Source organism: Robinsoniella sp. KNHs210 (genome assembly GCF_000686105.1).
Classification (GTDB): domain Bacteria; phylum Bacillota; class Clostridia; order Lachnospirales; family Lachnospiraceae; genus Robinsoniella; species Robinsoniella peoriensis.
Genome location: NZ_JMLZ01000002.1, coordinates 2,422,425 through 2,447,147, shown reverse-complemented (window position 1 = coordinate 2,447,147; position 24,723 = coordinate 2,422,425). Strand labels below are relative to the sequence as shown.

Sequence of the window (24,723 nt, the reverse complement as noted above, 5' to 3'; positions counted from 1 at the left end):
AAAAATGCATTATGATATTGGATAAAGATTAGAGCGTGATTGAAAATTCATTCCTGCCATCCGCACGCCCCACTTTGCGGCAGATTTGCCCCGAATTCAGGTTACGTAGCCCGCTACGCGCCCTTCATCCGGGACAAATCTCCCACAAACTGTGACGCACAGCTGCCAGAAAGCAATTTTAAAACACGCTCTAGGATAAATAGAAACAGAAGGGAAGATATCACTATGAATTTTCAAATTGCATTGATTCCGGGAGATGGAATCGGACCTGAGATTGTGGGGGAAGCAAAAAAGGTACTGGACGCGGCAGGCAAAAAATATAATTTCGCGTTAAATTATACAGATGTACTATTAGGCGGAGCATCCATCGATGTCCATGGTATTCCGCTGACTGATGAAGCTGTACAGACAGCGAAGTCAAGTGACGCCGTATTAATGGGTTCCATTGGAGGAGATGCAGCTGTGTCTTCCTGGTACCAGTTACCGCCGGACAGAAGACCGGAAGCCGGACTTTTAAAAATCCGTAAAGAATTAAATCTGTTTGCCAATCTGCGCCCGGCATACCTCTATGAAGAGTTAAAGGCAGCATGCCCCCTTCGTGATGAAATTATCGGAGAAGGCTTTGACATGATGATTATGCGGGAACTGACCGGAGGACTGTATTTCGGAGAGAGAAAGACAGTTGAAGAAAACGGCATTAGAAAAGCAATGGATACCCTTACATATGACGAAAATGAAATCCGCAGAATTGCCAAAAGGGGATTTGATATTGCCAGAAAGAGAAGAAAGAAAGTGACCAGCGTTGATAAGGCTAACGTGCTTGATTCTTCCAGGCTGTGGAGAGCAGTAGTGGAGGAAGTGGCTAAGGATTATCCGGACGTTGTTTTAGAGCACATGCTGGTAGATAACTGTGCAATGCAGCTGGTGAAGGATCCGGGACAGTTTGACGTGATTCTCACAGAAAATATGTTTGGTGATATCTTATCCGATGAAGCAAGCATGGTAACCGGTTCCATCGGAATGTTGTCATCTGCAAGTTTAAATGAAACAAAATTCGGACTTTATGAACCAAGCCATGGTTCTGCACCGGATATTGCCGGTATGGACATTGCCAATCCAATCGCCACTATTTTATCAGCAGCGATGATGCTTCGTTATTCACTGGATCTGGATGAAGCGGCAGATGCCATTGAAGAAGCAGTCAGACAGGTATTAAAAGATGGATTCCGTACCGGAGACATTATGTCAGCGGGATGCACTAAGGTTGGATGCAGGCAGATGGGAGACTTGATTGCTGAAAGAATTTAGATAAATTAAAATTACGGGTCCGGCAGTCAGCCGGATCTGATATAACAAACAGATAAGGAGATCAGACATGAAGAGTGATGCAGTAAAAAAAGGGATGCAGCAGGCACCCCACCGGTCATTATTTAATGCCCTGGGCATGACAAAAGAAGAGATGGACAGACCGCTGATTGGTATTGTCAGTTCTTTTAACGAAATTGTTCCGGGACATATGAATCTGGATAAAATTGTTGAAGCGGTAAAACTGGGTGTTGCAATGGCAGGCGGTACGCCAAGAGTATTCCCGGCAATCGCAGTATGCGACGGAATTGCAATGGGACATATTGGAATGAAATATTCCCTGGTAACCAGAGATTTAATAGCAGATTCAACAGAGGCTATGGCGATTGCCCATCAGTTTGACGCACTGGTATGCGTACCAAACTGTGACAAGAATGTACCAGGGCTTTTAATGGCCGCTGCGCGCGTCAACATACCCACAGTGTTTGTCAGTGGCGGACCAATGCTGGCTGGGCATGTACACGGACAGAAAACAAGCCTCTCCAGCATGTTTGAAGCAGTAGGTACTTACGCTGCCGGAAACATGACGGATGAAGAAATCGACGAATTTGAATGCAAGGCCTGCCCTACCTGCGGTTCCTGCTCCGGAATGTATACAGCTAACAGTATGAACTGTCTAACAGAAGTACTGGGCATGGGGCTTGGAGGAAACGGAACGATTCCGGCAGTCTATTCCGATCGTATCCGTCTTGCAAAACACGCCGGAATGAAAGTAATGGAAATGTTAGAGAAAAATATCCGCCCACGGGATATCATGACAAAAGATTCATTTATGAATGCGCTGACGGTAGATATGGCACTGGGATGTTCCACCAACAGTATGCTGCATCTTCCGGCAATTGCCCATGAAGCGGGAGTGGAATTGAATTTAGATATTGCAAATGAAATCAGTGCAATTACACCAAATCTGTGCCATCTGGCACCAGCCGGACATACCTATATTGAAGAATTGAATGAAGCCGGAGGGGTTTATGCGGTTATGAATGAACTGGATAAGAAAAACCTCCTCCATACAGATCTCATTACCGTTACCGGCAAGACAGTAAAAGAAAATATTGAAAATTGTAAGAATCTCAATCCGGAAGTAATCCGTCCAATTGAAAATCCTTATAGTGAAACCGGTGGTATTGCAGTATTAAAAGGTAATCTGGCACCGGATTCCGGTGTTGTAAAACGTTCTGCAGTAGCTCCTGAAATGATGGTACATGAAGGTCCGGCTAGAGTATTTGACTGTGAAGAAGATGCCATTGACGCAATTAAGAACGGTAAAATTAATGCAGGAGATGTGGTAGTCATCCGATATGAGGGACCAAAAGGGGGACCGGGTATGCGTGAAATGTTGAACCCGACTTCTGCAATCATGGGAATGGGCCTGGGTTCCAGCGTAGCACTGATAACAGACGGACGTTTCAGCGGTGCCTCCAGAGGAGCGGCAATAGGACATATATCACCGGAAGCGGCAGTAGGTGGACCGATTGCCCTGGTGGAAGAAGGAGATACGATCCGGATCAATATCCCGGAAAATAAACTGGACTTCGTAATTTCTGAGGAAGAACTGGAAGCAAGAAGGGCAAAATGGCAGCCGAGAACACCAAAGATTACTACAGGCTATCTGGCACGCTATGCAGCAATGGTTACTTCCGGCAACCGCGGCGCAATCCTGGAAATACCAAAGAAATAGAAAAGAGGTAAGCAGATGAGATTAACAGGTTCTGAAATCGTAATAGAATGTTTAAAAGAGCAGGGAGTAGATACCGTATTCGGATATCCGGGCGGTACCATCCTCAATATTTATGATGCATTATATAAGCATGACGGAGAAATCCGTCATGTCCTCACCTCACACGAGCAGGGAGCAGCCCACGCTGCAGACGGATATGCCCGTGCAACCGGAAAAGTCGGTGTCTGTATGGCAACTTCCGGACCGGGTGCTACGAATCTGGTAACCGGCATTGCGACAGCATATATGGATTCTGTTCCCCTGGTGGCAATTACGGCAAATGTTGCGGTACCCCTTCTTGGAAGGGACAGCTTCCAGGAAATTGACATTGCAGGTGTGACAATGCCGATTACCAAACATAATTTTATTGTAAAAGATGTAGAAAAACTGGCTGAGACCATCCGCCGTGCATTTATCATTGCAAAAGAAGGAAGGCCGGGACCGGTTCTGATTGATATTACCAAAGATGTTACGGCAAATGAAACAGAGTTTGAAATGGTAAGACCGGAACCCATTGAACGTAAAACAGACTATATCAAAGAAGACGATCTGGAGGCAGTAATCGCCTTAATTAATAAATGCAAAAAACCATTTGTATTCGTAGGCGGAGGAGCAGTAATTGCAGAAGCATCGGAAGAATTAAATGAATTTGTGGAGAAAGTGCATGCACCGGTTGCAGATACCCTGATGGGAAAAGGTGCATTTGACGGAACCAGCGAACTGTACTGCGGTATGCTGGGAATGCACGGGACAAAGACATCCAACTTTGGGGTTACCCAGTGCGACCTTCTCATTACCATCGGTGCAAGATTCAGCGACCGTGTTGTGGGGAAGGCTGAACGATTTGCAAGAAATGCAAAGATTGTACAAATCGATGTAGACCCGGCTGAAATAAATAAAAATATCATAGTAAATGAAAGCATTATCGGCGATGTAAAAGAAGTACTAAAGAGGTTGAATGCCAGAATTGAAGAACATCGTCATGACGAATGGCTGGCTCAGATTGCAGATCTGAAGCAGAGATTTCCATTAAAATATAATGAAGAAGGCTTAACCGGCCCTTATATTGTAGAAGAAATCTACCGTGTAACCAAAGGGGATGCGGTGATTACCACAGAAGTTGGACAGCATCAGATGTGGGCGGCACAGTATTACAAATACAAAGCGCCCCGCACGTTTATTACTTCAGGCGGGCTTGGAACCATGGGATATGGTCTGGGTGCCAGTCTTGGAGCAAAACTGGGATGCCCGGATAAAACGGTTATAAATATTGCAGGAGATGGCTGTTTCCGTATGAATATGAATGAAATTGCTACCGCAGCAAGATACAATATTCCGGTCGTTCAGGTTGTTATCAACAATCATGTTCTTGGAATGGTACGCCAGTGGCAGACATTGTTCTATGAGAAGCGTTATTCACATACCATATTAAATGACGCCGTTGATTTTGTAAAGCTGGCAGAAGCCATGGGAGCCATTGGTATTCGTGTTACGAAAAAAGAGGAAGTAGCCCCCGCTCTGGAAAAGGCAATTGGCCTTGGAAAACCGGTTGTAATCGATTGTCAGATCGATTGTGATGATAAAGTATTCCCGATGGTACCGGCAGGTGCTGCGATAGAAGAGGCATTTGACCAGGATGATTTAAAATAACCTATTGACTATTTTTTAGCATAGCGATAAAATAGTGCTTATGAGTCCGATTTAGGATGGTAAAGTAAAAAAGTGTTTAATTATGAGGAGGAAACAAAAGTGAGCAGAGTGTACAATTTTTCAGCGGGTCCGGCAGTATTACCGGAAGAAGTACTTAAGGAAGCAGCAGCAGAAATGCTGGACTATAAGGGGTCCGGAATGTCCGTAATGGAAATGAGTCACCGATCTCAGGTTTTTGATGAAATTATCTGCGAAGCAGAACAGGATTTACGTGATCTGATGAAGATACCGGACAATTATAAGGTACTGTTTTTGCAGGGCGGTGCGTCACAGCAGTTTGCCATGATACCAATGAATCTTATGAAGAATAAAGTTGCAGATTACATTGTTACCGGCCAGTGGGCAAAGAAAGCTTACCAGGAAGCACAGAAGTACGGCAAAGCGAATAAAATTGCTACTTCTGAGGATAAAACATTTTCCTATATTCCTGACTGCTCTGATTTACCAATCAGTGAAGACGCAGATTATGTATATATCTGTGAAAATAACACAATTTACGGGACGAAGTTTAAGACCTTGCCAAATACAAAGGGTAAGACTCTGGTAGCAGATGTTTCTTCCTGTTTCTTATCAGAACCGGTAGATGTGACAAAATATGGAATTATTTATGGCGGCGTTCAGAAAAATATCGGTCCTGCAGGTATGGTAATCGTTATCATCCGGGAAGATCTGATTACGGAAGATACTCTTCCAGGAACACCAACCATGCTGCAGTATAAGACACATGCAGATGCAAAATCTCTGTACAATACACCAAACAGCTACTGCATTTATATGTGCGGCAAAGTCTTCAAATGGCTGAAGAAAATGGGCGGTTTGGATGCAATGAAATTACATAATGAAAAGAAAGCAGCAATCCTCTATGATTTCCTGGATAACAGCAGATTATTCAAAGGAACGGTAGTGAAAGAGGACCGTTCTCTTATGAACGTTCCATTTGTTACCGGAAATGACGAGTTAGATGCGAAGTTTGTAAAAGCAGCAAAAGCAGCAGGATTTGAGAACCTGAAAGGTCACAGATCCGTGGGTGGTATGAGAGCCAGCATCTATAATGCAATGCCAATAGAAGGTGTTGAAAAATTAGTGGAATTTATGAAGAAATTCGAAGAGGAGAACCTGTAATATGTTGAAATATAATTGTTTAAATCCCATCGCTGAAGCGGGGACCTGCCTGTTTACAGAGAACTATGAAAAAGTGGATAATTATCAGGATGCAGATGCTATATTGGTAAGAAGTGCGGCAATGCATGATATGGAATTTCCGGAAACCATTGAAGCGATTGCAAGAGCCGGAGCCGGAGTAAATAATATCCCCCTTGACAAATGCGCAGATCAGGGTATTGTAGTATTTAATACACCGGGAGCAAATGCAAATGGTGTTAAGGAACTGGTAATTGCCGGTATGCTATTAGCTGCCCGTGACATTGTAGGCGGTGTAAACTGGGTTCAGTCTGAAAGACAGAACGAGTTAATTGCAAAAGCGACGGAAAAGGAAAAGAAAAACTTTGCCGGATCGGAAATACAGGGAAAAAAACTGGGTATTATCGGTCTTGGAGCAATTGGTGTAGCTGTTGCAAATGCAGCAACACATCTTGGAATGGAAGTTTACGGATATGATCCGTACATTTCGGTAGATGCAGCATGGAACCTCTCCAGAAGCATTAAGCATATCCAGCAGGTAGATGATATTTACAAAGAATGTGATTATATTACCATTCATGTTCCGCTGATGGATGCCACAAAGAAGATGATCAATCAGGATGCAATTGCATTAATGAAAGATGGCGTTGTAATTTTGAACTTTGCCAGAGATCTGCTGGTAGATGAAGATGCTATGGTAACTTCTCTGCGTACAGGTAAGGTAAAGAAATATGTAACGGATTTCCCAAATCCGACTACAGCAGGAGAAAAGGGATGCCTGGTAATTCCTCACCTTGGTGCATCCACTGAAGAATCAGAAGAAAATTGTGCAATCATGGCAGTCAAACAGTTAAAGGATTATCTGGAAAACGGTAACATCAAAAACGCCGTAAATTATCCAAACTGTAATATGGGTGAATGTTCCCATGTATGCCGTATTGCAATTAATCACAGAAATACCAAGAATATGATCGGACAGTTTGCATCCGTTCTTGGTTCCGCAGATCTGAACATTGCCAATATGACGAATACAAGTAAGGGTGATTATGCATATTCGTTATTTGATTTAGATACCCATCTTCCGGAGGCCGTAAGGGATACTCTGAAGAATATCGAAGGCGTGCTGAAGGTTCGAGTGATTAAATAATGATTAACATAATTGTCGCAAAATGTGAGGTTTTGCGGCAATTTTTGTATCAGTAAAATAGTGATAAATCTGAGACAGGAGGTATTTTATGTTGTATCAGGTGAAAAAGGTTTTAAAGCCTGTGAGGGCAGCGAAAACAGTTGCCAGAGCGGTAAGAAAAAACCGCAGGGAATATGGGATATTGTGGGATAAATTACAGAAAGAATTACAGAAAATAATGAAAGGCAGGAAAAATTTATGGCAGAAGTAAAGGCATTTCGGGCAATCCGGCCAAGAGAAGACCTGGCATCGAAAATTGCGGCACTTCCGTATGATGTTTATAACAGGAAGGAAGCAAAAGAGGAAGTTGAAAAGGAGCCCTATAGTTTTCTGAAAATTGACCGTGCAGAAACACAGTTTCCGGATGAGGTGGATACCTATGATCCGTGTGTATATCAGAAAGCCCATGATATTTTGTGGCAGATGAAAGAGGACGGGGAATTTGTGCAGGATGAGTCATGCTGTTATTATCTCTATGAGCTGGTCATGGATGGCAGGTCACAGACAGGTATTGTTGCCTGCGCTTCCATCGATGATTATATGAGCGGGGTGATTAAAAAGCATGAGAATACCAGAGCAGATAAAGAACAGGACCGTATCCGCCATGTAGACAGCTGTGATGCCCAGACGGGGCCGATCTTCCTGGCTTACCGTAAAAATGAGGTGTTGAAAAAGCTGGTCTTACAGGGGAAAACAGAAGAACCTGTTTTCGATTTTGAATCACCGGATGGGATTATCCACAGAGGATGGAAAATAGGGGATGCAAAACTGATCCGGGAGATTGAGGAAGCATTTGGAAAGGTTGGGCATATATACATAGCGGACGGGCATCACCGTGCAGCATCAGCTGTAAAAGTTGGTTTAAAGCGCAGAGAAGCTTATCCGGACTATGACGGTTCAGAAGAATTCAATTATTTCCTATCGGTTTTATTTTCAGAAGAAGAACTTATGATTCTGGATTACAACCGGGTTGTAATGGATTTAAATGGAATGACCGTAGAAGAGTTCAGGAAAAAGGCGGCAGAGAAATTTGACATCCAAAAATCTGAAGTACCGGTAAAGCCGGAAGCAAAGGGAATTTTAGGTATGTATTTAACAGACGGATGGTACCGCCTGCAGGTGAAACCGGAATACCGCACGGAAGATCCGGTAAAAGGCCTGGATGTATCTGTTCTGCAGGATGAGCTATTACATCCGGTGCTTGGAATCGGAGATCCCAAAACGGATAAAAGAATTGATTTTGTTGGCGGAATCCGCGGGCTTGCAGAGCTGGAAATGAGAGTGAAAGAGTGTGGCGGTGTGGCATTTTCCATGTATCCTACATCCATTGGGGAACTGTTTGCAGTGGCAGATGCCGGGCTCCTGATGCCTCCAAAATCTACCTGGTTTGAACCCAAACTCAGAAGCGGATTGTTTATCCACAGCCTTACGTAAAACCGCGGGTACAGTTTTAGTTCCATTCATAAGATAAATGTGGTAAAATAGCCATATAGAAATGGGACAAGGAGGGTATGCTATGAATGAAAAATTATACGAATTAATGGATTGGGCAGCAATTGAGGCAATTGTTTATTCAGAAGAGGACAATCCCCATTCATTATTGGGAGCACATCTTACAGAAGAAGGCGTATTAATACAGGCATTTATTCCACAGGCAGTTCAGGTTGCCGTGAGCATAGATGGGGTGAAAAAAGAGTACGGGATGGAACTGGAAGATGAGGCGGGGTACTTTGCAGTCTTGATACCAAGAAAGAGCATTCCTGATTATACGTTTAAAATTACCTATGATACCGGAGAAACGGCAGAGATAAAAGATCCGTATGCGTTTGCACCACAGATTACGGAAAAGGAAACGAAAAAGTTCAATGCAGGAATCTGCTATGATATTTATGAAAAGCTGGGAGCCCATCCCATGACACTTGGAGGGACTGAAGGCGTGTACTTTGCAGTATGGGCACCTAATGCAGCCAGAGTCAGTGTCGTAGGCGATTTCAACTCATGGGATGGCAGGCGTTTTCCTATGAGAAGATTGTGGGACAGCGGAATTTTCGAACTTTTTATCCCAGGTGTAAAAGCAGGGGACATCTATAAATACGAAGTAAAAGCAAAAGGCGGGCTTACTTATTTGAAAGCCGATCCTTATGCCAATGCTGCGGAGCTAAGGCCAAACAATGCATCTGTAGTGGCTGATCTTCGTGGTTTTAAATGGACAGACGATGCCTGGCTTGCGAAAAGAAAGAAAACAGATACCAAAAAAGAACCCATGGCTGTTTATGAAATGCATTTGGGTTCCTGGAGACGCCCTGAGGAAGAAGGAAGGGATTTCTTTAACTACAGGGAACTGGCACCTCAGATCGCAGAATATATCAAAGAAATGGGATATACCCATATTGAGCTGATGCCGATTATGGAACATCCTTTTGATGGTTCCTGGGGCTATCAGGTAACCGGTTATTATGCACCAACCAGCCGTTATGGAACACCCGAAGATTTTATGTTCTTCATGGATTATATGCATCAACAGGGAATTGGTGTAATTCTGGACTGGGTTCCGGCACATTTTCCAAGAGATACTTTTGGACTTTGTACTTTCGATGGAACGTGCCTATATGAACATCTGGATCCAAGACAGGGATCACATCCTCACTGGGGCACGCTGATTTACAACTACGGGCGCCCGGAAGTAAGGAATTTCCTGATTGCCAATGCGATGTTCTGGGCAGAAAAATATCACGTTGACGGAATACGCATGGATGCGGTAGCCTCCATGCTCTATCTGGACTATGGCAAAAACGATGGCGAATGGGTTGCCAATATGTATGGCGGCAATGAGAATCTGGAAGCTGTAGAATTTTTCAAACAGCTCAATGGGGCTTTTAAGAAAAAAGAAGGCGGAGCGATTCTCATCGCGGAAGAATCAACGGCATGGCCGAAGATTACTTCTCCGCTGGAAGATGACGGACTGGGATTTGATTATAAATGGAATATGGGCTGGATGAATGATTTTATCCACTACATGTCCCTTGATCCGCTGTTTCGGGGCGGACATCATGGGGAATTGACTTTCAGTATGGTATATGCTTACAGCGAAGACTTCGTTTTAACACTTTCCCATGATGAAGTGGTCCATGGCAAAGCTTCTATGATCGGCAAAATGCCAGGGGAACCAGAAAGCCAGTTCGCCAATCTGAGAGCCGCTTACGGATATATGATGGCACATCCCGGTAAAAAACTTTTATTCATGGGCCAGGAATTTGCACAGTATTCTGAATGGTCGGAGGAAAAAGAGCTGGAGTGGGACATGCTGGATGTCAAACAGCATAAACAGATGCAGGATTATGTAAAAGCATTAAATGCATTTTATGCGAAGAACCCGGCACTTTATCAGCTGGATTATGATCCGAAAGGGTTTGAATGGATTAATAATATATCTGCAAATGAAAACATGCTGGTATTTACCAGAAATACACGCAAGAAGGATGAAATGCTGTTAATCGTTTGTAATTTTTCACCGCTTGTTTATGAAAATCATAAAATCGGGGTTCCTTACCCTGGTAAGTACAAAGAGATATTTAACAGTGACAGAAAAGAATTCGGCGGTACCGGAATGGTGAATCCACGTGTGAAGCCTTCTAAAAAAGAGGAATGCGATGACCGTCCAAATTCCATTTCCATAAAAGTTCCGCCAATGGGGATTTCAATTTTCTCTTACACCAGAGCGGTGGAGAAAAAGGCTGAACAAAAGCCTGTAAAAACCAAGGCAAAGAAAAGTAATTTAAAGGAAGAACTTCAGAAGAAAATCGAAGAAGCAGAAAGTCAGAGCGCAGTACAGGCTGTGGAACCGGCAGTGTCTGTTAAGTCTGAGATATTGAAGCCGGTTGAAGTGAAAATAGAAAAATTAGAGCCGGTGGAGACAAAAAAGTTATCAAAAGCAGCAAAGAAAACTGTTGTAAAGAAAACGGCTGTAAAGAAAACTGCTGTAAAGAAAACGGCTGGCACTGCCAGAGCAAAAAAGAAACAGGGTGCAGATAAAGATCAGAAATAATAGATCACAAATAATAGATCAGAATTAAAAGAGATGAAAGGGTAATTAAAATGGAAGACACAATTGCGGATCAGGTAGAGAAGGCGAATGCTGTTGTAAAATATTTTGAGCAGAAACTTCCGGGTATCGCCGACTTTGGAATAAAAATCTTAATTGCCCTGCTTGTATTTTTTATTGGAAGTAAGATGATAAAGTGGATGTTAAAGCTTCTGAAAAAACCATTCCTGCGTGCAGGTTTGGAGGAAGGTTCCGTACATTTCCTTAATTCACTGGTAAAGGCAATTCTCTATATATTGTTAGTATCGGGAATTGCAACTTATCTGGGAGTAAAAGAAGCTTCCATAGCGGCATTATTAGGTTCTATGGGTGTGGGTATTGTCCTGGCACTTAAGGAATCGCTGGGTAATCTGGCAGGAGGATTTATTCTCCTGCTGATGAAGCCGTTCAGTATAGGTGATTATATCAAAGAAGATGTGAATGACAATGAAGGTACGGTCAGTAAGATAGATTTATTCTATACCACCTTACTGACACCGGACAACCGGACAATCAGCATACCGAATGGTTCATTATCCAATACAAGCCTGACGAATTTATCAAGGCAAAGCAAAAGGCAGCTGAGACTGGTGATCGGCATATCTTATAAAGCTGATATCAGAAAGGCGAAAGAGATACTGGAGGAAATCCTGAATAACGATATTGCAATATTAAAGGAAGAACCGATAGAGATCTTTGTGGATAATCTGGCTGCCAGCAGCGTGGAATTAGGTTTCCGCTCCTGGGTTAAACCGGAGGATTACTGGCCGGCAAGATGGAGAATCATGGAGCGTGTAAAATATGCGTTTGACCAGGAAGATATTAACATTCCCTATAACCAATTAGACGTTACAATAAAAAATGCAGAGGTACAAAACGAGATAAACAGGAGGTAACTGTAATGGCAGTATCAAGAGAAACGGATGAAGAAAGGAATAGCGAAGCACAGGAACATCTGTCCGGAGCCCATACACATGTAAGGGAGGATGGGACTGTGTATGAACATATGCATATGCATGTTCATGAAAATGAATCCGTTCCCCATTCTCATGGCCATGTACATTCCCATGAGAGTACAAAAGCGGTTATTAACCGTTTATCACGGGCAATCGGGCATCTGGAATCCATTAAGAGGATGGTAGAAAGCGGAAGGGACTGTAGTGAAGTCCTCATCCAGTTATCAGCGGTAAAAGCAGCAATTAACAATACAGGAAAGGTCATTCTGCACGACCACATTCAGCATTGCCTGATTGATGCAGTTGAGTCGGGCGATACACAGGCGATTGAAGAATTGAATAAAGCTATAGACCGTTTTATAAAATAAAATATCTTGCAATGTGCAGATTGCTTTTAGGAAAGGGATGAGTTTATGAAGATAGACTATTTAATCAAAGCAATACAGCAATCTGAATATCTGGTGGCCCTTGGCGGCTTGAATATGATGCGAGAGGTAGGGATTTCTCATTATCACGACAAAGATGAGGCCTATCGAATTGAAAGAAAGTATGGGTACTCTCCGGAAGAATTATTTTCTGCCCGTTGCTTTGCAACCAATCCGGAAAAATTTTATAATTACTATAAAGATGACATTCTGGCCACAAATGAAGAAGAACCAGGACCTGCATACTATGCACTGGCAAAACTGGAGGCTATGGGGCGATTAAAATATATTATCACAAGAGAAATATATAACCTTCCACAGCGGGCAGGATGCAAAAAAGTCATTAACCTTCATGGAAACATATATGAAAATAATCATTGCCCGCGATGTTTAAAACAATTTACACTGGATTATATTAAAAAAGCAGATGGTGTTCCTTTTTGCGATGAATGTAATATTCCGCTTCATCCGGGGGTCCGTCTGGTAGGAGAAATGGTGGATAACCATGTAATGAGTAAGGCAGCTGAAGAAGTGGCAAAAGCAGATGTACTGCTGGTACTTGGATTACATCTGAAAACAGAATTATGCAGAGAGTGCATACAATATTTTCAGGGTCAAAGGTTAATTTTAATAAATTCCCAGGAACATTATGCTGACAATGTAGCAGATATGGTGTATCATGACAATGTGCAGACATTTTTTCCAAATGTAGTGGATATGATTCAACTGTGACAGAAAATAAAATACGGGATTATAAAGGAGCATTAATCCAATGGACAAAGAAAAAGTGGATAAAGAAGATCCAGGTTATAAGAAACGCAAGAAAAGAAAGATTCTGATTATCGTAGGAGTAATTCTACTTTTGATTGCAGCGGCAGTGGCAATTGCATATTCTTATGTACAAAGTAAGTTGGGGAAAATACAGTCCAGCGAGATGAATATGGATGAAGTAGTTGTAAATGAAGAACTGGAAACGAATAAAGTTATAAAAGGATATACGAATATAGCACTCTTTGGGCTGGATACCAGAGATGAAGATCTCTCCAGGGCAAACAGTGATGCAATTATAATTGCCAGTATTAATAACGACACAAAAGAAGTAAAACTGGTATCTATTTACCGTGATACGTACTTATACATTGGTGGAGATTTATACAGAAAAGCAAATGCTGCTTATGCAAATGGCGGAGCGGAAAGGGCTGTATCTACCTTAAATGAAAACTTTGATTTGAAAATTCAGGATTATATATCCGTTGATTTTAATGCATTGGCAGAGATCGTGGATTTATTGGGCGGTATAGAGCTGACAGTAGATGAAGCGGAGAGCGTGCATCTGAATAATTATTGTGTGGAAACTTCAGAAGTAACAGGCAAGAGCTACGAAAAACTTCCGGGTGCAGGTACTTATAATATGAATGGTGTTCAGGCAACTTCCTATTCCAGAATCCGTTATACCGCAGGAAATGATTTCAAGAGAACAGAACGGCAGCGGGAAGTAATTGAGAAAATCGTTGAAAAGGTGAAAAAGGCTGATGTAGGGACATTGAATAAAATCATGGATGGAGTATTTCCAATGATTCGCACCAGTATGTCCCAGTCTGAGATGATATCTATGGGAATGGGAATGCTGTCCTATAATATATCAGAAACAATTGGATTCCCATACGATCATAAGACCGGCGGTAAGGGTGGATCAGGAGATGATGAAATTCCTCAGACACTGGAAAGCAATGTAGTAAAACTTCACGAATTTCTGTTTGGTACAAAGGATTATAATCCTTCAGCCAGAGTCAAAGATCTGAGTGAAAAGATTCAGAAACTCACCGGAGTAGGCCCAAAAGAAGAATCTACAGAGAAAACTACAGAGAAATCATCTGAAAATTCATCAGAAACATCATCCGGAGATACAACGGAAGATTCCAGTGAAAAGACTACAAAAGAATCGGTTAGTAAAGGTTCGGGAAAATCATCGATAAAAGGGACCACTGCTGAGACAGAGTCAGAATCAGAGTCAGAATCAGAGTCAGAAACAGAATAAGAAACAGAATAAGAACGGTTTTTATATTAAATCTGACCCATAAATATACAATAGCCTCTACGTAATAAACTATTTAAATGCAGATTACTGTACCCACGGTAAGCTGCATTTTTATTTGGTGTTTGTAACGATATCATTGCGGTCAGAGCCAAAATGCGTTATACTCATGGTAAAAGATACCAGTTCAGTTTACCTCGCTGTTAAGCTGGGATAGGGAGAGATGAGATGAAAGAAAATCTATGGAATGCATTGGTTCATCCAGACAGGATAGAAAAACTTCACATACCGGATTCAGTCGCGGATGCTAATTTAAAGGCTTGGAGATATAGAAGACGCTATGAGTATATAATGCTTTTTAGTTCTTATGTTGTGTTTGAGATACTTACATATATATTTCGTGAGACACCAAGTAAATCAACAAAATGGTTAGTAATAATACTCCTTCCTTCTATAATAGTCTGTATTTGTGATGCGGCTTATAACTGTTATAGCGGATTTCCCGATAAATCAGATGTAGGAACAAGAAATCTGATCGGATTAGTATTCTGTTATTTTATAGGCATAATGGTTTTTTGGCTGCTGTTATATACTTTAAAAATATTTGAAGGACCAAATGGAACCAGGCTAAGCTTTTTAGCCGGTATAACTGCAGGTACGGCAGCAGCGTTGTTTGTATATGCTGATATGGCAATCATTTATCATCAGTATTTAAAGAGGATCAGGATAGGTGTAACCGACAAACAGATCCTTGTAACCAAGGTGATTTTCAGTATTTGTACAGGTGTTTTAGTGGTTCTCTTTTTAGCACTTTTTTTGTATCCTCTCCTGTCAGTAGAACTGGAGGACCATACTTATCAGACTGAAGTTGATCAAATTAACCGGGGAATAGAAAGCTATAATAATTTGAATAAATTTAAGATTAAGGGATTTGAGAATATCCAATATGATAATGGAAAAATTGAGACTTTGGAAGGCACAGTTTGGAGCAGCATCACATCAGATGGAACTAAGAGCGTTTCCAGCCTCTGGGACAATGAAGTATATACAAAAGACCATCCACAGATTGTATCTGATATATATAACGATGAGAAAGAAGAAATGAAGATTTATATTCAGGGGCAGGGCTGGGTGGAATTTTCTGACTTGCCGGAAGATAATGAACTATTAAAAGATGGGATGGAATTGTATCTCAAAAATGGTTTGCTTGATTTGCAAGGGAGAGACATAAAAAATATATCAGTGAAAATGGATGGGGATTATATGGTATATACAGTTTTGTACAAAGATAATGCAGTAACATTAAATTTTGGAGATGTGGAAATAGAGCCCCAAAAAGATGTTTATTGGATAAATAAGTCCAATATTCTGGAGAAGTGGATACTGTCCCAGAAGGTATCCGGTGGTTCCGAAGAAGGGAATTCAATAGAAAACAGAGAGTACCGGCTGTTGGATTATAATTCCAGTGAAATAGAAAAAGAGATAGAAGAATTTTTGAAGAAATAGTAAAAAAAGCTTGCAAAATTCCAAAAATTTGTATATAATAATTTAGGTCGGTGGTTGAAATTTCAACCACATGCTTCTGTGGCTCAGCTGGTAGAGCGCCGCATTCGTAATGCGTAGGTCGCCGGTTCAAATCCGGCCAGGAGCTTGGAAAAACCCTTGAATTTCAAGGGTTTTTTGTTGTTTTAAGAATAAATATTGGAATTAATGAGCCCTTGGGATTATATCCCTGCATTTACCTGAGTTTAGAACAAAAAAACAGGACTGAAAATTAAACTGAATATTATATCACAAATTTAAATATGTTTTATTAAAATGTACCGAAAAGTCGATTATGTGTCATGAATAGAAGACTAACCTTGATTAAAACAAATATTTTTAGTATAATAAAGCAGAAGAATTAATAAAGAAAGGTGCATGACATGAAAGATGAACCGACTCTAAAAGAAAATGCAAATCCATATCAAGTATTACCTAGCCTGATATCGTATTTCTATGAACGGTCTAAACAGGTCTGTATGATTTTATATTTGAGCCATGTGAGAAATGCATGTGATAATATGACGATTACCAAACAGGCTATCTGTCATATTATGTGCATTAAGGATAATTTACTTGAAATTGTAAGTTTCGATAATGATATTTATAAGGAAATATTAAAACTTACTGATTGTATAGATAACATATCGAATAGTTTATTATCAGCTAAATATAAGAATATTGCTTATCATTTGAAGGAAGCAAAAGAACTGAAAGACAATTTGATTAATAAAATGTTTGCTATGGATATTATTTAAAATACAAACTCTGTTATATATCAATAAAGGGCTACGATGTTATAATGAAAGGATCCCTGTTGGGAGGATATAATCTCATTTACAATTATTATAGATGATTCAGACAATTCTCTAAACGGATACTTTCTTACAACCCAATATTTTTATTTTTCCTTTTGCTGTAAAGCCTTTCACGGTATGTTTAAACTCATTACATACGCTGCATTCTGATGCATAATAGGTATATAAGAAGTATTCTTTTTGTAAATTAGTTCTATATTTATTATTGAAACAGTTTCTGCATATCTCTGAATTAATGAGCTGCTTTTTCAATTTCCACGGATTTATCATATCTCTCATTCTCCTTAGCACTATTTTTAATATTCATTGCCATAGTGTATTGATAGTTATACCAATAACAAATTACAAGAATAATACACTTTACCAGCATTTCTATTGCAGAATATTATAACTTATTTTTTATCTGTAAAGTTCTATGATGTATTAAAGAGTACGTTTGATGTAATGAAATTTTCTATAATAAAATACCCCTGGGGATTGCGTCCAGGGGCTAATACTGCAGGCAAACAAGAGATTTAGTTACATGCATTTTATTTGATTTCAATAAAATAGTGAATATCTACATTTTGCACAGTAATTGTCATAAAAGGATTGCCAAAGTTTTTTCTAACTTCTTTTGCAACATTTATGAAGGATTCTCTAAAAATGTCACTATCTTTAACTTCTGAAGGATTTCTTGTTGTAGATACAATATATGCCGTTTCGCCTAGATTACACCCTCTTACTGTTCCACACACCAGGCTATTCACGTTTATGAGACTGGTTACAAATACGCCGGAGCTGAAATATTCTTTATTTGCACTTTCTTCCCATAAATGAGCAACAAATTCATTTGTATAATATTTAGTGTTAAGGCCATAAAATGTTACAATATACTTTTCTGTTATCATGATGCAACCAATTTAGAATTTCTTATTATATAGTATGACGGAGATATGTATTTAATACGCAGTAATCATAATATCGGATCAAACAGTCAGAATATCCGTTAAATCAAAAAGTGAGTTTTCATAGTTCTTAACATAATATTTTATGTTGGTTCTTCCTTTTTCAATAATGGTATGGCCCTCTTCTTCCAGTTTTTCTTTTTGTGCTTCAACCCCGCCCGGGTATTTTGCATTTAATTCCCCGTTTGCTTTTAGAGTCCTCCAATATGGGGTTTTATCATCTTTTCTCTGGTAACTGGCCCATGCTGCAATGGACACAAAGATTCCTGCGGTGATTGGCTCGGTGAAATTGGCTCCATTTGCTTTTGCAAAGTATGCCCGTATTTCACCAATCGTTAGAACTTTCCCGTAGGGGACAGCTTTCATCACATTGTCGTATGCGACAGGCGGAGCGAAATACATTCTGTTACCGCCATATTTTTCTATACTCTTCTGGTCAGTGATTGTCTGAAATTTGGGCATATCCTTCGCATCATTTAACATTGCATTAAAATCTTTTTTGTCTTCGTTTGGCATATCTACCACCTCCTGCTACAAGTATAATCTATTTTGCAACACCATGCAATGAGACGGTTTTAAATTATATATGGTATATTTTCATTTTCATCCGCAGCGTAAATATGCAAAAGTGAATGCGGCACATGAGGAACAGTAGAAGCATATAAATAAATCATCATAGAGAGAGGGAGAGCAGCATGGATATTATGGATTATATAAAGCCGGGTCTGATTGTAGTTGCAATAATATTGTATTTTATTGGTATATGGCTGAAGCAAAGTACTTTGCTTCCGGATAAATTCATACCACTGGTGGTTGGTTTCATTGGAATCGTTATTTGCGGCATCTGGGTGGTTGCTACGTCCACCTTTATAACAGGACAGGATATAGCTTTGGGCTTATTCACCGCAATTGTACAGGGTATATTGGTTGCAGGTTTGAGCACATATGTCAATCAGATTATCAAACAGATTAATAAACAGGAATAGCGGTCTTTATTTTGTTCCTGTATGAGTAAAATAAATATAAAATCCCCGGCACTGTGCCGGGGATGTAAATAACAATAAATTTTTGGGAGTACCCCGCAGTTCTTGGGGAAGTCTGCGGAGCGCGAGTTGTGAAACGTACTAGATTTTTACCAATACGTAAAAATTCTACCATATTCTGCAAATTGTGACAAGAAAAATATTTTGCTAAATTCTTACATAAATCGACAAAGAAAACTGTTTACAAAAATTTTATGAATCCTTTATTGATTTAAATTTTCATACAACCTATAATACTATTAATGATGGAAATAATATTTAGGAGGATTTGGAAGTGAAGGAAAAGTTTCAGAGGTTTATGATGGGGCGGTATGGAGCTGATGAATTATCGAGATTTATGATAATTGTTGCTTTTGTCCTGGTGATTTTATCAATTTTTATAAGAAGCGGATTGTTTTCCTGGGTTCCGTTGATTTTACTGGTTTTGATTTATGTGCGTATGTTTTCGAAGAATGTTCAGAAACGCTATGCGGAAAATCAGAAGTTTATGGAGTTAAAAGACAGGGTGACAGGATTATTTCACGGACAGAAAAAGCGTCTGGAACAGAGTAAAGATTTCCATATTTACAAATGTCCAAAGTGCAGACAGAAAATTCGTATCCCCCGGGGAAAAGGAAAAATTTCAATTACCTGCCCTAAATGCGGGGATCAGTTTGTAAAGAAGAGTTGATAGAAAAGCAGAGGATAGAGCGATGTTCGGATATGTGACGATTAATCAGGATGAAATTAAAATAAAGGATTATAAGACCTACCGGGCATACTATTGCGGACTGTGTAAGCGGTTAGGAAAGCAGTATGGAGTCAGGGGGAAGGTGCTGCTGACTTTTGACATGACTTTTCTGGGTCTTCTGTTATCAAGCCTTTATGAATCTCAGGGTGAGCTTAAAATGCAAAGGTGTGCGTTACATCCTACAAAAAAAGAATTGATAGCAGAAAATGAAATGCTGGATTATGCGGCGGATATGAATGTACTTCTTGCTTACCATAATTTTATGGATGACTGGTTTGATGACCATAATGCAGCCAAACTTACTCTTGCTAAAATGATACATAAGAAGTATAAAGAAACGGCAGAAAGATATCCCAGACAGCGCAGGGCAATACAAAGATATATGAAAAAGATGCGCGAGTGCGAGGTACGAAAAGAAAAAGATCTGGATGTGGCAGCGGGGCTTACCGGAACCGTATTAAAAGAGTTGTTTATGTATAAAAAAGATGAGTGGAAGGAACCTTTGGGTCAGATGGGCTTTTACCTGGGTAAATTCATCTATCTTATGGATGCTTATGAAGATGTGGAAAAGGACAAAAAGGCAGGAAATTATAACCCTTTGATACCAATGATGAATGATGCTGATTATGCCGGTAAATGTAAAGACATTATGATGTTGATGATGGCAGAATGCTCCAGAGCATTTGAGAGGTTGCCAATTTTAGAAAATGTTGATATACTAAGAAATATATTGTATTCCGGAGTTTGGGTGAAATACGAAAAAGTAACGAAGGAAAGAGCAGGAAATAAGAATGATAATGGATCCATATAAGGTGTTGGGAATTCCGTCTTCAGCATCTGATGATGAGGTAAAAAAAGCATACAGGAAATTGAGCAGGAGATATCATCCCGATGCAAACCTGAATAATCCCAACAAGGATCAGGCCGAAGAGAAATTTAAAGAGGTGCAGCAGGCTTACGACCAGATTATGAAGGAACGTACCGGCGGATATAGCGGACAGAGCAGTCAGGGCTATGGACAGGGGCAGGGATTTGGCGGCTATGGCGGCGGTTTTGGTCAGCGCCAGTATGAAAGCGGCGAGCCAATTGAATATCAGGCAGCGGCAAATTATATTAATGCCGGCCATTTCCAGGAAGCTCTGAATGTTTTAAATAATATTTCACAGCGTAATGCCAAATGGTATTACCTGAGTGCTCTTGCCAATGCTGGTATCGGCAATAATCTCAATGCAAAGGATTTTGCATCGAGAGCCGCTGCTTTGGAACCGAATAATTTCCAGTATCAACAGCTTAAGAGACAGTTGGAGTCCGGTGGGCAATGGTATCAGACCATGGGCAGCGGATATGGCGGAATGCCCCAGAATTTTGATACAAGCTGTTGTACACAGCTTTGCTGTATGAATATGTTGTGCGGCTGTTGCTGCAGACCATGCTGATATAGAAAGAGAAGGTGGGAATCCTTCTTTTTTTGTGCCATTAACAGGTCGGTAAATGATCAGGGAGAGTGGCTGGTCTGCTTGACAGATGAGAGGTTAAATACTATGATGGAGGTACAGTATATTAAAAAGTGGGAAAGATTATACTGATAACAAGCGCATGATAGTGAAAGGATGACAGAATGTATAAAATATTGATTGTGGAAGATGATATGGTAATCGCTTCGTCTGTGAAGGATTATTTGCGGACATGGGGGATGGAAACCAGTGTTGTCACAGATTTTGAGAAAGTCATGGAAAATTTTATTGCATTTGATCCGCAGCTGGTATTGATGGATATTACACTGCCGTTTTTCAATGGATATCACTGGTGTCAGGAAATCAGGAAGATCTCTAAGGTTCCGATTGTTTTTCTTTCTTCTATGAGTGATAACATGAATATTGTTATGGCGATAAATATGGGTGGAGATGACTTTATAACCAAGCCATTTGATTTAACGGTACTTGCGGCGAAAGTTCAGGCAATGCTTCGAAGAACATATGCATTTCAGGGTCAGACTAATGTATTAGAACATAATGGTGCTATACTAAATTTGAGTGATACCACTTTATTATATCAGGAACAAAAAACAGATCTGACAAAAAATGATTTTAAAATCCTTCAGATCTTATTGGAGAATGCAGGGAAGGTGGTATCCCGTGAAGCTATTATGGAGCGTCTATGGGAAAGTGACAGCTTTATTGATGATAATACGCTGACTGTTAATATCACCAGGCTGCGTAAAAAGTTAGAAGATATAGGCCTTGCCGGATTTATTGTAACAAAAAAGGGAATAGGATATATGGTGGTCTGAATGGAAAAAATCAAGGAATATAAGATAATCGGCAGATATATAATAGACCATCTGATGCAGATATTGGCAATCTTCATATTTTCCTTCATCTTCCTGCTGATTTTTTATTTATATGGCATTCCGGCTAAGATCTATAGTTATGCATTTTTACTGTGCTTTGCTGTTGGAGCTGTTATGTGTACGATTAGTTATTGGAAATATCGTAGCAAGCATTTAGCACTTTATGGGCTTTTTGGCAGGATTACCGTAGAATGTAATGATTTTCCAAATGCAGGAAATTTACTGGAGAAAGATTACCAGGAAATATTATTAAAACTTTTTCGTTACAGTGCTCAGGAAAAAGAACAGGAAGAGCGCAGCAAAAAAGATATGATGGATTATTACACATTGTGGGCACATCAGATCAAAACTCCGATTACCGCAATGCGCCTTCTGATTCAAGTAGAGGACAATGCCAGAAATCAGGGGCTTTTACAGCAGCTGCTTAAAATTGAGCGGTATGTTGATATGGTATTGCAATATCTGCGTATGGAGAATATGTCGGCAGATTTAAAGCTTCAGGAATATAAAGTACTGGATTTGGTTCGAAAAGCGGTAAAGCAGGATAGTTCTGTGTTCATTTACCGTAAGATTCCTTTCGAATTAAAAGAAATGGATAATACAGTGATAACTGATGAAAAATGGATGGTTTTTGTGATCGAACAGATTTTATCTAACTCACTTAAATATACCAATGAAGGAAAAATATCGGTTTACATGGATCCAGATGAACGTGAGACCTTAATTATCGAAGATACCGGTATCGGGATTCAGGAAGAGGATCTTCCCCGTATATTTGAAAATGGATTTACCGGATATAATGGACGAATGGGAAAGAAGTCTACCGGAATTGGGTTATATCTTTGCAAGAAGATATTAGATAGGCTTGGACATTCCATAAAAGTTTCTTCAAAGGTTGGACAGGGCACCCGGATTGCAATTGATCTGTACAGAGAACATCTGGAAACGGAATAAATAGATAGTAATATATGATTTAAATTAAGGAGCGGCTCCAGTGGGAGCCGCTGTTTTTGGTAAAGATTTCATTTTCAGGATCATACTTGATGGTGTAGTTTTGATGTCATTGATAAAATATACTAAAGGCACATTAAAGTATGAAAAGTACTTGAAAAGCGCTGAAAATGGAGTGAAAGTGAGTAGAGAGGAGTGGTGCAGAATGAATATAATGGTGGTTGACAGTAATCAACAGCATCTGGATGATCTTGTAGCTAAAATACAGATGGTGTTTTCAAATGATACAGTAGTTTCTTTTACAGATCCTTTGCTGGCAGTTAAATACGCACATAACAGTCGTGTAGATCAATTATTTACAGAGGTTTTAATGCGTAGAATAGATGGATTTATGCTGGTATCCAGGGTGCGTAAATGTAATCCGCAGGCCAATGTCATTTTTGTAACGGAAAACGACCGATATATTCGGGAAGCAACCGCCATTTGTGCAGATGGATATCTTATCAAACCTATTTCTATAAAAAAACTTGAGGGATGCATGGAGTGGCAGCCCTATACATAATTAGTTGTAAAATTCATTCACTGCTGCAAAAAAAGCATCTATATTTTCCCATTTTGAAAGCGGTGGGATATCACAACCGGAAGAAATAACAAAATTAGGATACTTACAGCAATCGTTCATCACCTTAAGTGTAGCTTCACGTATGGATTCCGGTGAGCCATTACGAAATTCTGCTGCCGGATCCACATTGCCCATTGCTATGGTATCTTCCGGTATATGAGTCATCATATCAGCCATACTGATTGCATTTCCAAAATGGTAAGCTGCGGAACCAGTACTTAAGATGGAATCAATAGTCTGGATGGTACTATTTCCACAGTTGTGGTAAATGACAAGAAAATGATCATCCTGGACAGAATCTACTATTTTTTTAACATACTCACTTGAAAACTCTTCGGCTAAAGAAGGAGACAAAAGCCCTGCTAAAGGTTCAGCCATTACAATACCATGAGCCCCAACTGCTTTATATGCATTTGCATATTTTATCAAGAATTCTGTCACTTTTTCTAAAAGAGTATGTACCATATCAGGCTCTTCATAACAGTAAATCATAGCTTCCGTAACATCCAGCAGACGTCCAGCCAGTGAGAAAGGTCCAATAATACCAGCAAATACAGGTCGGTCCGTAATTAACTTACATGCTTTTTCAATTGCTTCAATATAAATACGGGTTCTTCCGGCGCCGATTTCGGGTATTTTAAGAGCTTCTGCTTCTTCCTCAGTGGAAATAATGCTCCCGATCACGGTAGGAACTTCATCATCAGAATATCGGATTGTAGAACCGAAACATTCTGCTTCTAATGATAAATCCATTAAACTGACTGATGCAGCCGCATCTACTCTGTCTGCAATTAACTTCATGCCCTTCGCTTGCAGGCTGCTGTCTGAAATTAATTCATTTACCGTTATTCCCATCAGCTGAATGGCGGGGAAAGACAATACGGGGAGCCCTTTTTTTACGGTTGATTTCTTCATTTCTTCTAACCAAAGTCTCATATTTTTCTGCATATATTTATTCCTCCTGAATTTATTTTATAGGCTAAGAATAGCAAAAAACAGATAGGATTTACCTGAAATACTTTTGAAGTTCAGGAATATTTATTGAGGATCAAAAACTTATATCAGGCATATGAGGCAGGCAGTAGAAATATTTTAGGGTACA

The 24,723-nt window shown here is 40.0% G+C and carries 23 protein-coding genes, 1 tRNA gene and 2 pseudogenes; 22 read left to right on the top strand and 4 right to left on the bottom strand.

What is annotated here, in order from left to right; translation table 11 throughout:
* Positions 1-9: 9 nt before the first annotated feature.
* A pseudogene (locus CD03_RS39555) lies at positions 10-177 on the bottom strand (DUF6783 domain-containing protein).
* On the opposite strand from CD03_RS39555, the pseudogene leuB reads away from it, so the two are divergent.
* The 15 genes and pseudogenes from leuB to CD03_RS0117590 form a co-directional block, all read left to right on the top strand.
* Positions 100-1,308 (top strand): annotated as a pseudogene (gene leuB, locus CD03_RS0117660) (3-isopropylmalate dehydrogenase); the annotation flags it as partial. The pseudogenes CD03_RS39555 and leuB overlap by 78 nt on opposite strands.
* A gap of 67 nt (positions 1,309-1,375) precedes the next feature.
* Entirely contained in the window at positions 1,376-3,046 is a 1,671-nt protein-coding gene (gene ilvD / locus CD03_RS0117655) for a dihydroxy-acid dehydratase (protein ID WP_027294780.1), read from the top strand.
* A 15-nt stretch (positions 3,047-3,061) separates the two neighbouring features.
* Positions 3,062-4,735, top strand: coding sequence for a biosynthetic-type acetolactate synthase large subunit (ilvB, locus tag CD03_RS0117650; protein WP_027294779.1), 1,674 nt, complete (start codon positions 3,062-3,064; stop codon positions 4,733-4,735).
* Between the two features lie 99 nt (positions 4,736-4,834).
* Entirely contained in the window at positions 4,835-5,917 is a 1,083-nt protein-coding gene (gene serC, locus CD03_RS0117645) for a 3-phosphoserine/phosphohydroxythreonine transaminase (protein ID WP_027294778.1), read from the top strand.
* A gap of 1 nt (position 5,918) precedes the next feature.
* A complete protein-coding gene (locus CD03_RS0117640; protein ID WP_027294777.1) occupies positions 5,919-7,082 on the top strand; it encodes a phosphoglycerate dehydrogenase in 1,164 nt (387 codons plus the stop codon).
* A gap of 88 nt (positions 7,083-7,170) precedes the next feature.
* Positions 7,171-7,332 carry a hypothetical protein gene (locus tag CD03_RS37930; RefSeq protein ID WP_156042936.1) on the top strand — a complete coding sequence of 54 codons (162 nt, stop codon included), beginning with the start codon at positions 7,171-7,173 and terminating at the stop codon, positions 7,330-7,332.
* Positions 7,320-8,555, top strand: a complete 1,236-nt coding sequence (locus CD03_RS0117630) for a DUF1015 domain-containing protein (RefSeq protein WP_027294776.1) — start codon at positions 7,320-7,322, stop codon at positions 8,553-8,555. The genes CD03_RS37930 and CD03_RS0117630 overlap by 13 nt, the downstream gene beginning before the upstream one ends.
* 82 nt (positions 8,556-8,637) lie before the next feature.
* Complete coding sequence (gene glgB, locus CD03_RS33905) at positions 8,638-11,166, top strand: 1,4-alpha-glucan branching protein GlgB (protein WP_081820276.1); 2,529 nt, start codon at positions 8,638-8,640, stop codon at positions 11,164-11,166.
* Positions 11,167-11,216: 50 nt separating this feature from the next.
* A complete protein-coding gene (locus CD03_RS33900; RefSeq protein ID WP_242849116.1) occupies positions 11,217-12,098 on the top strand; it encodes a mechanosensitive ion channel family protein in 882 nt (293 codons plus the stop codon).
* A 110-nt stretch (positions 12,099-12,208) separates the two neighbouring features.
* Complete coding sequence (locus tag CD03_RS0117615; protein ID WP_242849185.1) at positions 12,209-12,526, top strand: metal-sensing transcriptional repressor; 318 nt, start codon at positions 12,209-12,211, stop codon at positions 12,524-12,526.
* 45 nt (positions 12,527-12,571) lie between these two features.
* Entirely contained in the window at positions 12,572-13,315 is a 744-nt protein-coding gene (locus tag CD03_RS0117610; protein ID WP_027294774.1) for an SIR2 family NAD-dependent protein deacylase, read from the top strand.
* A 40-nt stretch (positions 13,316-13,355) separates the two neighbouring features.
* Entirely contained in the window at positions 13,356-14,621 is a 1,266-nt protein-coding gene (locus CD03_RS33895; RefSeq protein ID WP_044289463.1) for an LCP family protein, read from the top strand.
* A 225-nt stretch (positions 14,622-14,846) separates the two neighbouring features.
* Positions 14,847-16,124, top strand: coding sequence for a hypothetical protein (locus tag CD03_RS0117600; RefSeq protein ID WP_027294773.1), 1,278 nt, complete (start codon positions 14,847-14,849; stop codon positions 16,122-16,124).
* 72 nt (positions 16,125-16,196) lie between these two features.
* A tRNA-Thr gene (locus tag CD03_RS0117595) sits at positions 16,197-16,269 on the top strand.
* A gap of 274 nt (positions 16,270-16,543) precedes the next feature.
* Positions 16,544-16,918, top strand: a complete 375-nt coding sequence (locus CD03_RS0117590) for a hypothetical protein (RefSeq protein ID WP_027294772.1) — start codon at positions 16,544-16,546, stop codon at positions 16,916-16,918.
* Positions 16,919-17,508: 590 nt separating this feature from the next.
* Here CD03_RS0117590 and CD03_RS0117580 read toward each other — a convergent pair.
* Positions 17,509-17,868 carry a hypothetical protein gene (locus CD03_RS0117580; protein WP_027294770.1) on the bottom strand — a complete coding sequence of 120 codons (360 nt, stop codon included), beginning with the start codon at positions 17,866-17,868 and terminating at the stop codon, positions 17,509-17,511.
* A 78-nt stretch (positions 17,869-17,946) separates the two neighbouring features.
* The gene (locus tag CD03_RS0117575; RefSeq protein ID WP_027294769.1) at positions 17,947-18,441 is read right to left on the bottom strand and encodes an MGMT family protein; all 495 of its coding nucleotides are present in this window, start codon (positions 18,439-18,441) and stop codon (positions 17,947-17,949) included.
* 179 nt (positions 18,442-18,620) lie between these two features.
* On the opposite strand from CD03_RS0117575, the gene CD03_RS0117570 reads away from it, so the two are divergent.
* The 7 genes from CD03_RS0117570 to CD03_RS0117540 all read left to right on the top strand — a co-directional run bounded on the left by CD03_RS0117570 (position 18,621) and on the right by CD03_RS0117540 (position 23,561).
* A complete protein-coding gene (locus CD03_RS0117570; RefSeq protein WP_027294768.1) occupies positions 18,621-18,911 on the top strand; it encodes a phage holin family protein in 291 nt (96 codons plus the stop codon).
* Between the two features lie 331 nt (positions 18,912-19,242).
* Entirely contained in the window at positions 19,243-19,638 is a 396-nt protein-coding gene (locus CD03_RS0117565) for a hypothetical protein (protein ID WP_027294767.1), read from the top strand.
* Between the two features lie 22 nt (positions 19,639-19,660).
* Positions 19,661-20,509 carry a DUF5685 family protein gene (locus CD03_RS0117560; protein ID WP_027294766.1) on the top strand — a complete coding sequence of 283 codons (849 nt, stop codon included), beginning with the start codon at positions 19,661-19,663 and terminating at the stop codon, positions 20,507-20,509.
* Positions 20,493-21,134: a DnaJ domain-containing protein gene (locus tag CD03_RS0117555; protein ID WP_027294765.1), complete on the top strand. Its 642-nt coding sequence runs from the start codon at positions 20,493-20,495 to the stop codon at positions 21,132-21,134. Before CD03_RS0117560 ends, CD03_RS0117555 begins: the two co-directional genes overlap by 17 nt.
* A 182-nt stretch (positions 21,135-21,316) precedes the next feature.
* The gene (locus CD03_RS0117550) at positions 21,317-21,988 is read left to right on the top strand and encodes a response regulator transcription factor (RefSeq protein ID WP_027294764.1); all 672 of its coding nucleotides are present in this window, start codon (positions 21,317-21,319) and stop codon (positions 21,986-21,988) included.
* A complete protein-coding gene (locus tag CD03_RS0117545) occupies positions 21,989-23,002 on the top strand; it encodes a sensor histidine kinase (protein WP_027294763.1) in 1,014 nt (337 codons plus the stop codon).
* Between the two features lie 202 nt (positions 23,003-23,204).
* Positions 23,205-23,561, top strand: coding sequence for a response regulator (locus CD03_RS0117540; protein ID WP_197041672.1), 357 nt, complete (start codon positions 23,205-23,207; stop codon positions 23,559-23,561).
* On the opposite strand, the gene CD03_RS0117535 is transcribed toward CD03_RS0117540, so the two are convergent.
* Positions 23,562-24,569, bottom strand: coding sequence for a uroporphyrinogen decarboxylase family protein (locus tag CD03_RS0117535; RefSeq protein WP_027294761.1), 1,008 nt, complete (start codon positions 24,567-24,569; stop codon positions 23,562-23,564).
* Positions 24,570-24,723: the final 154 nt, after the last annotated feature.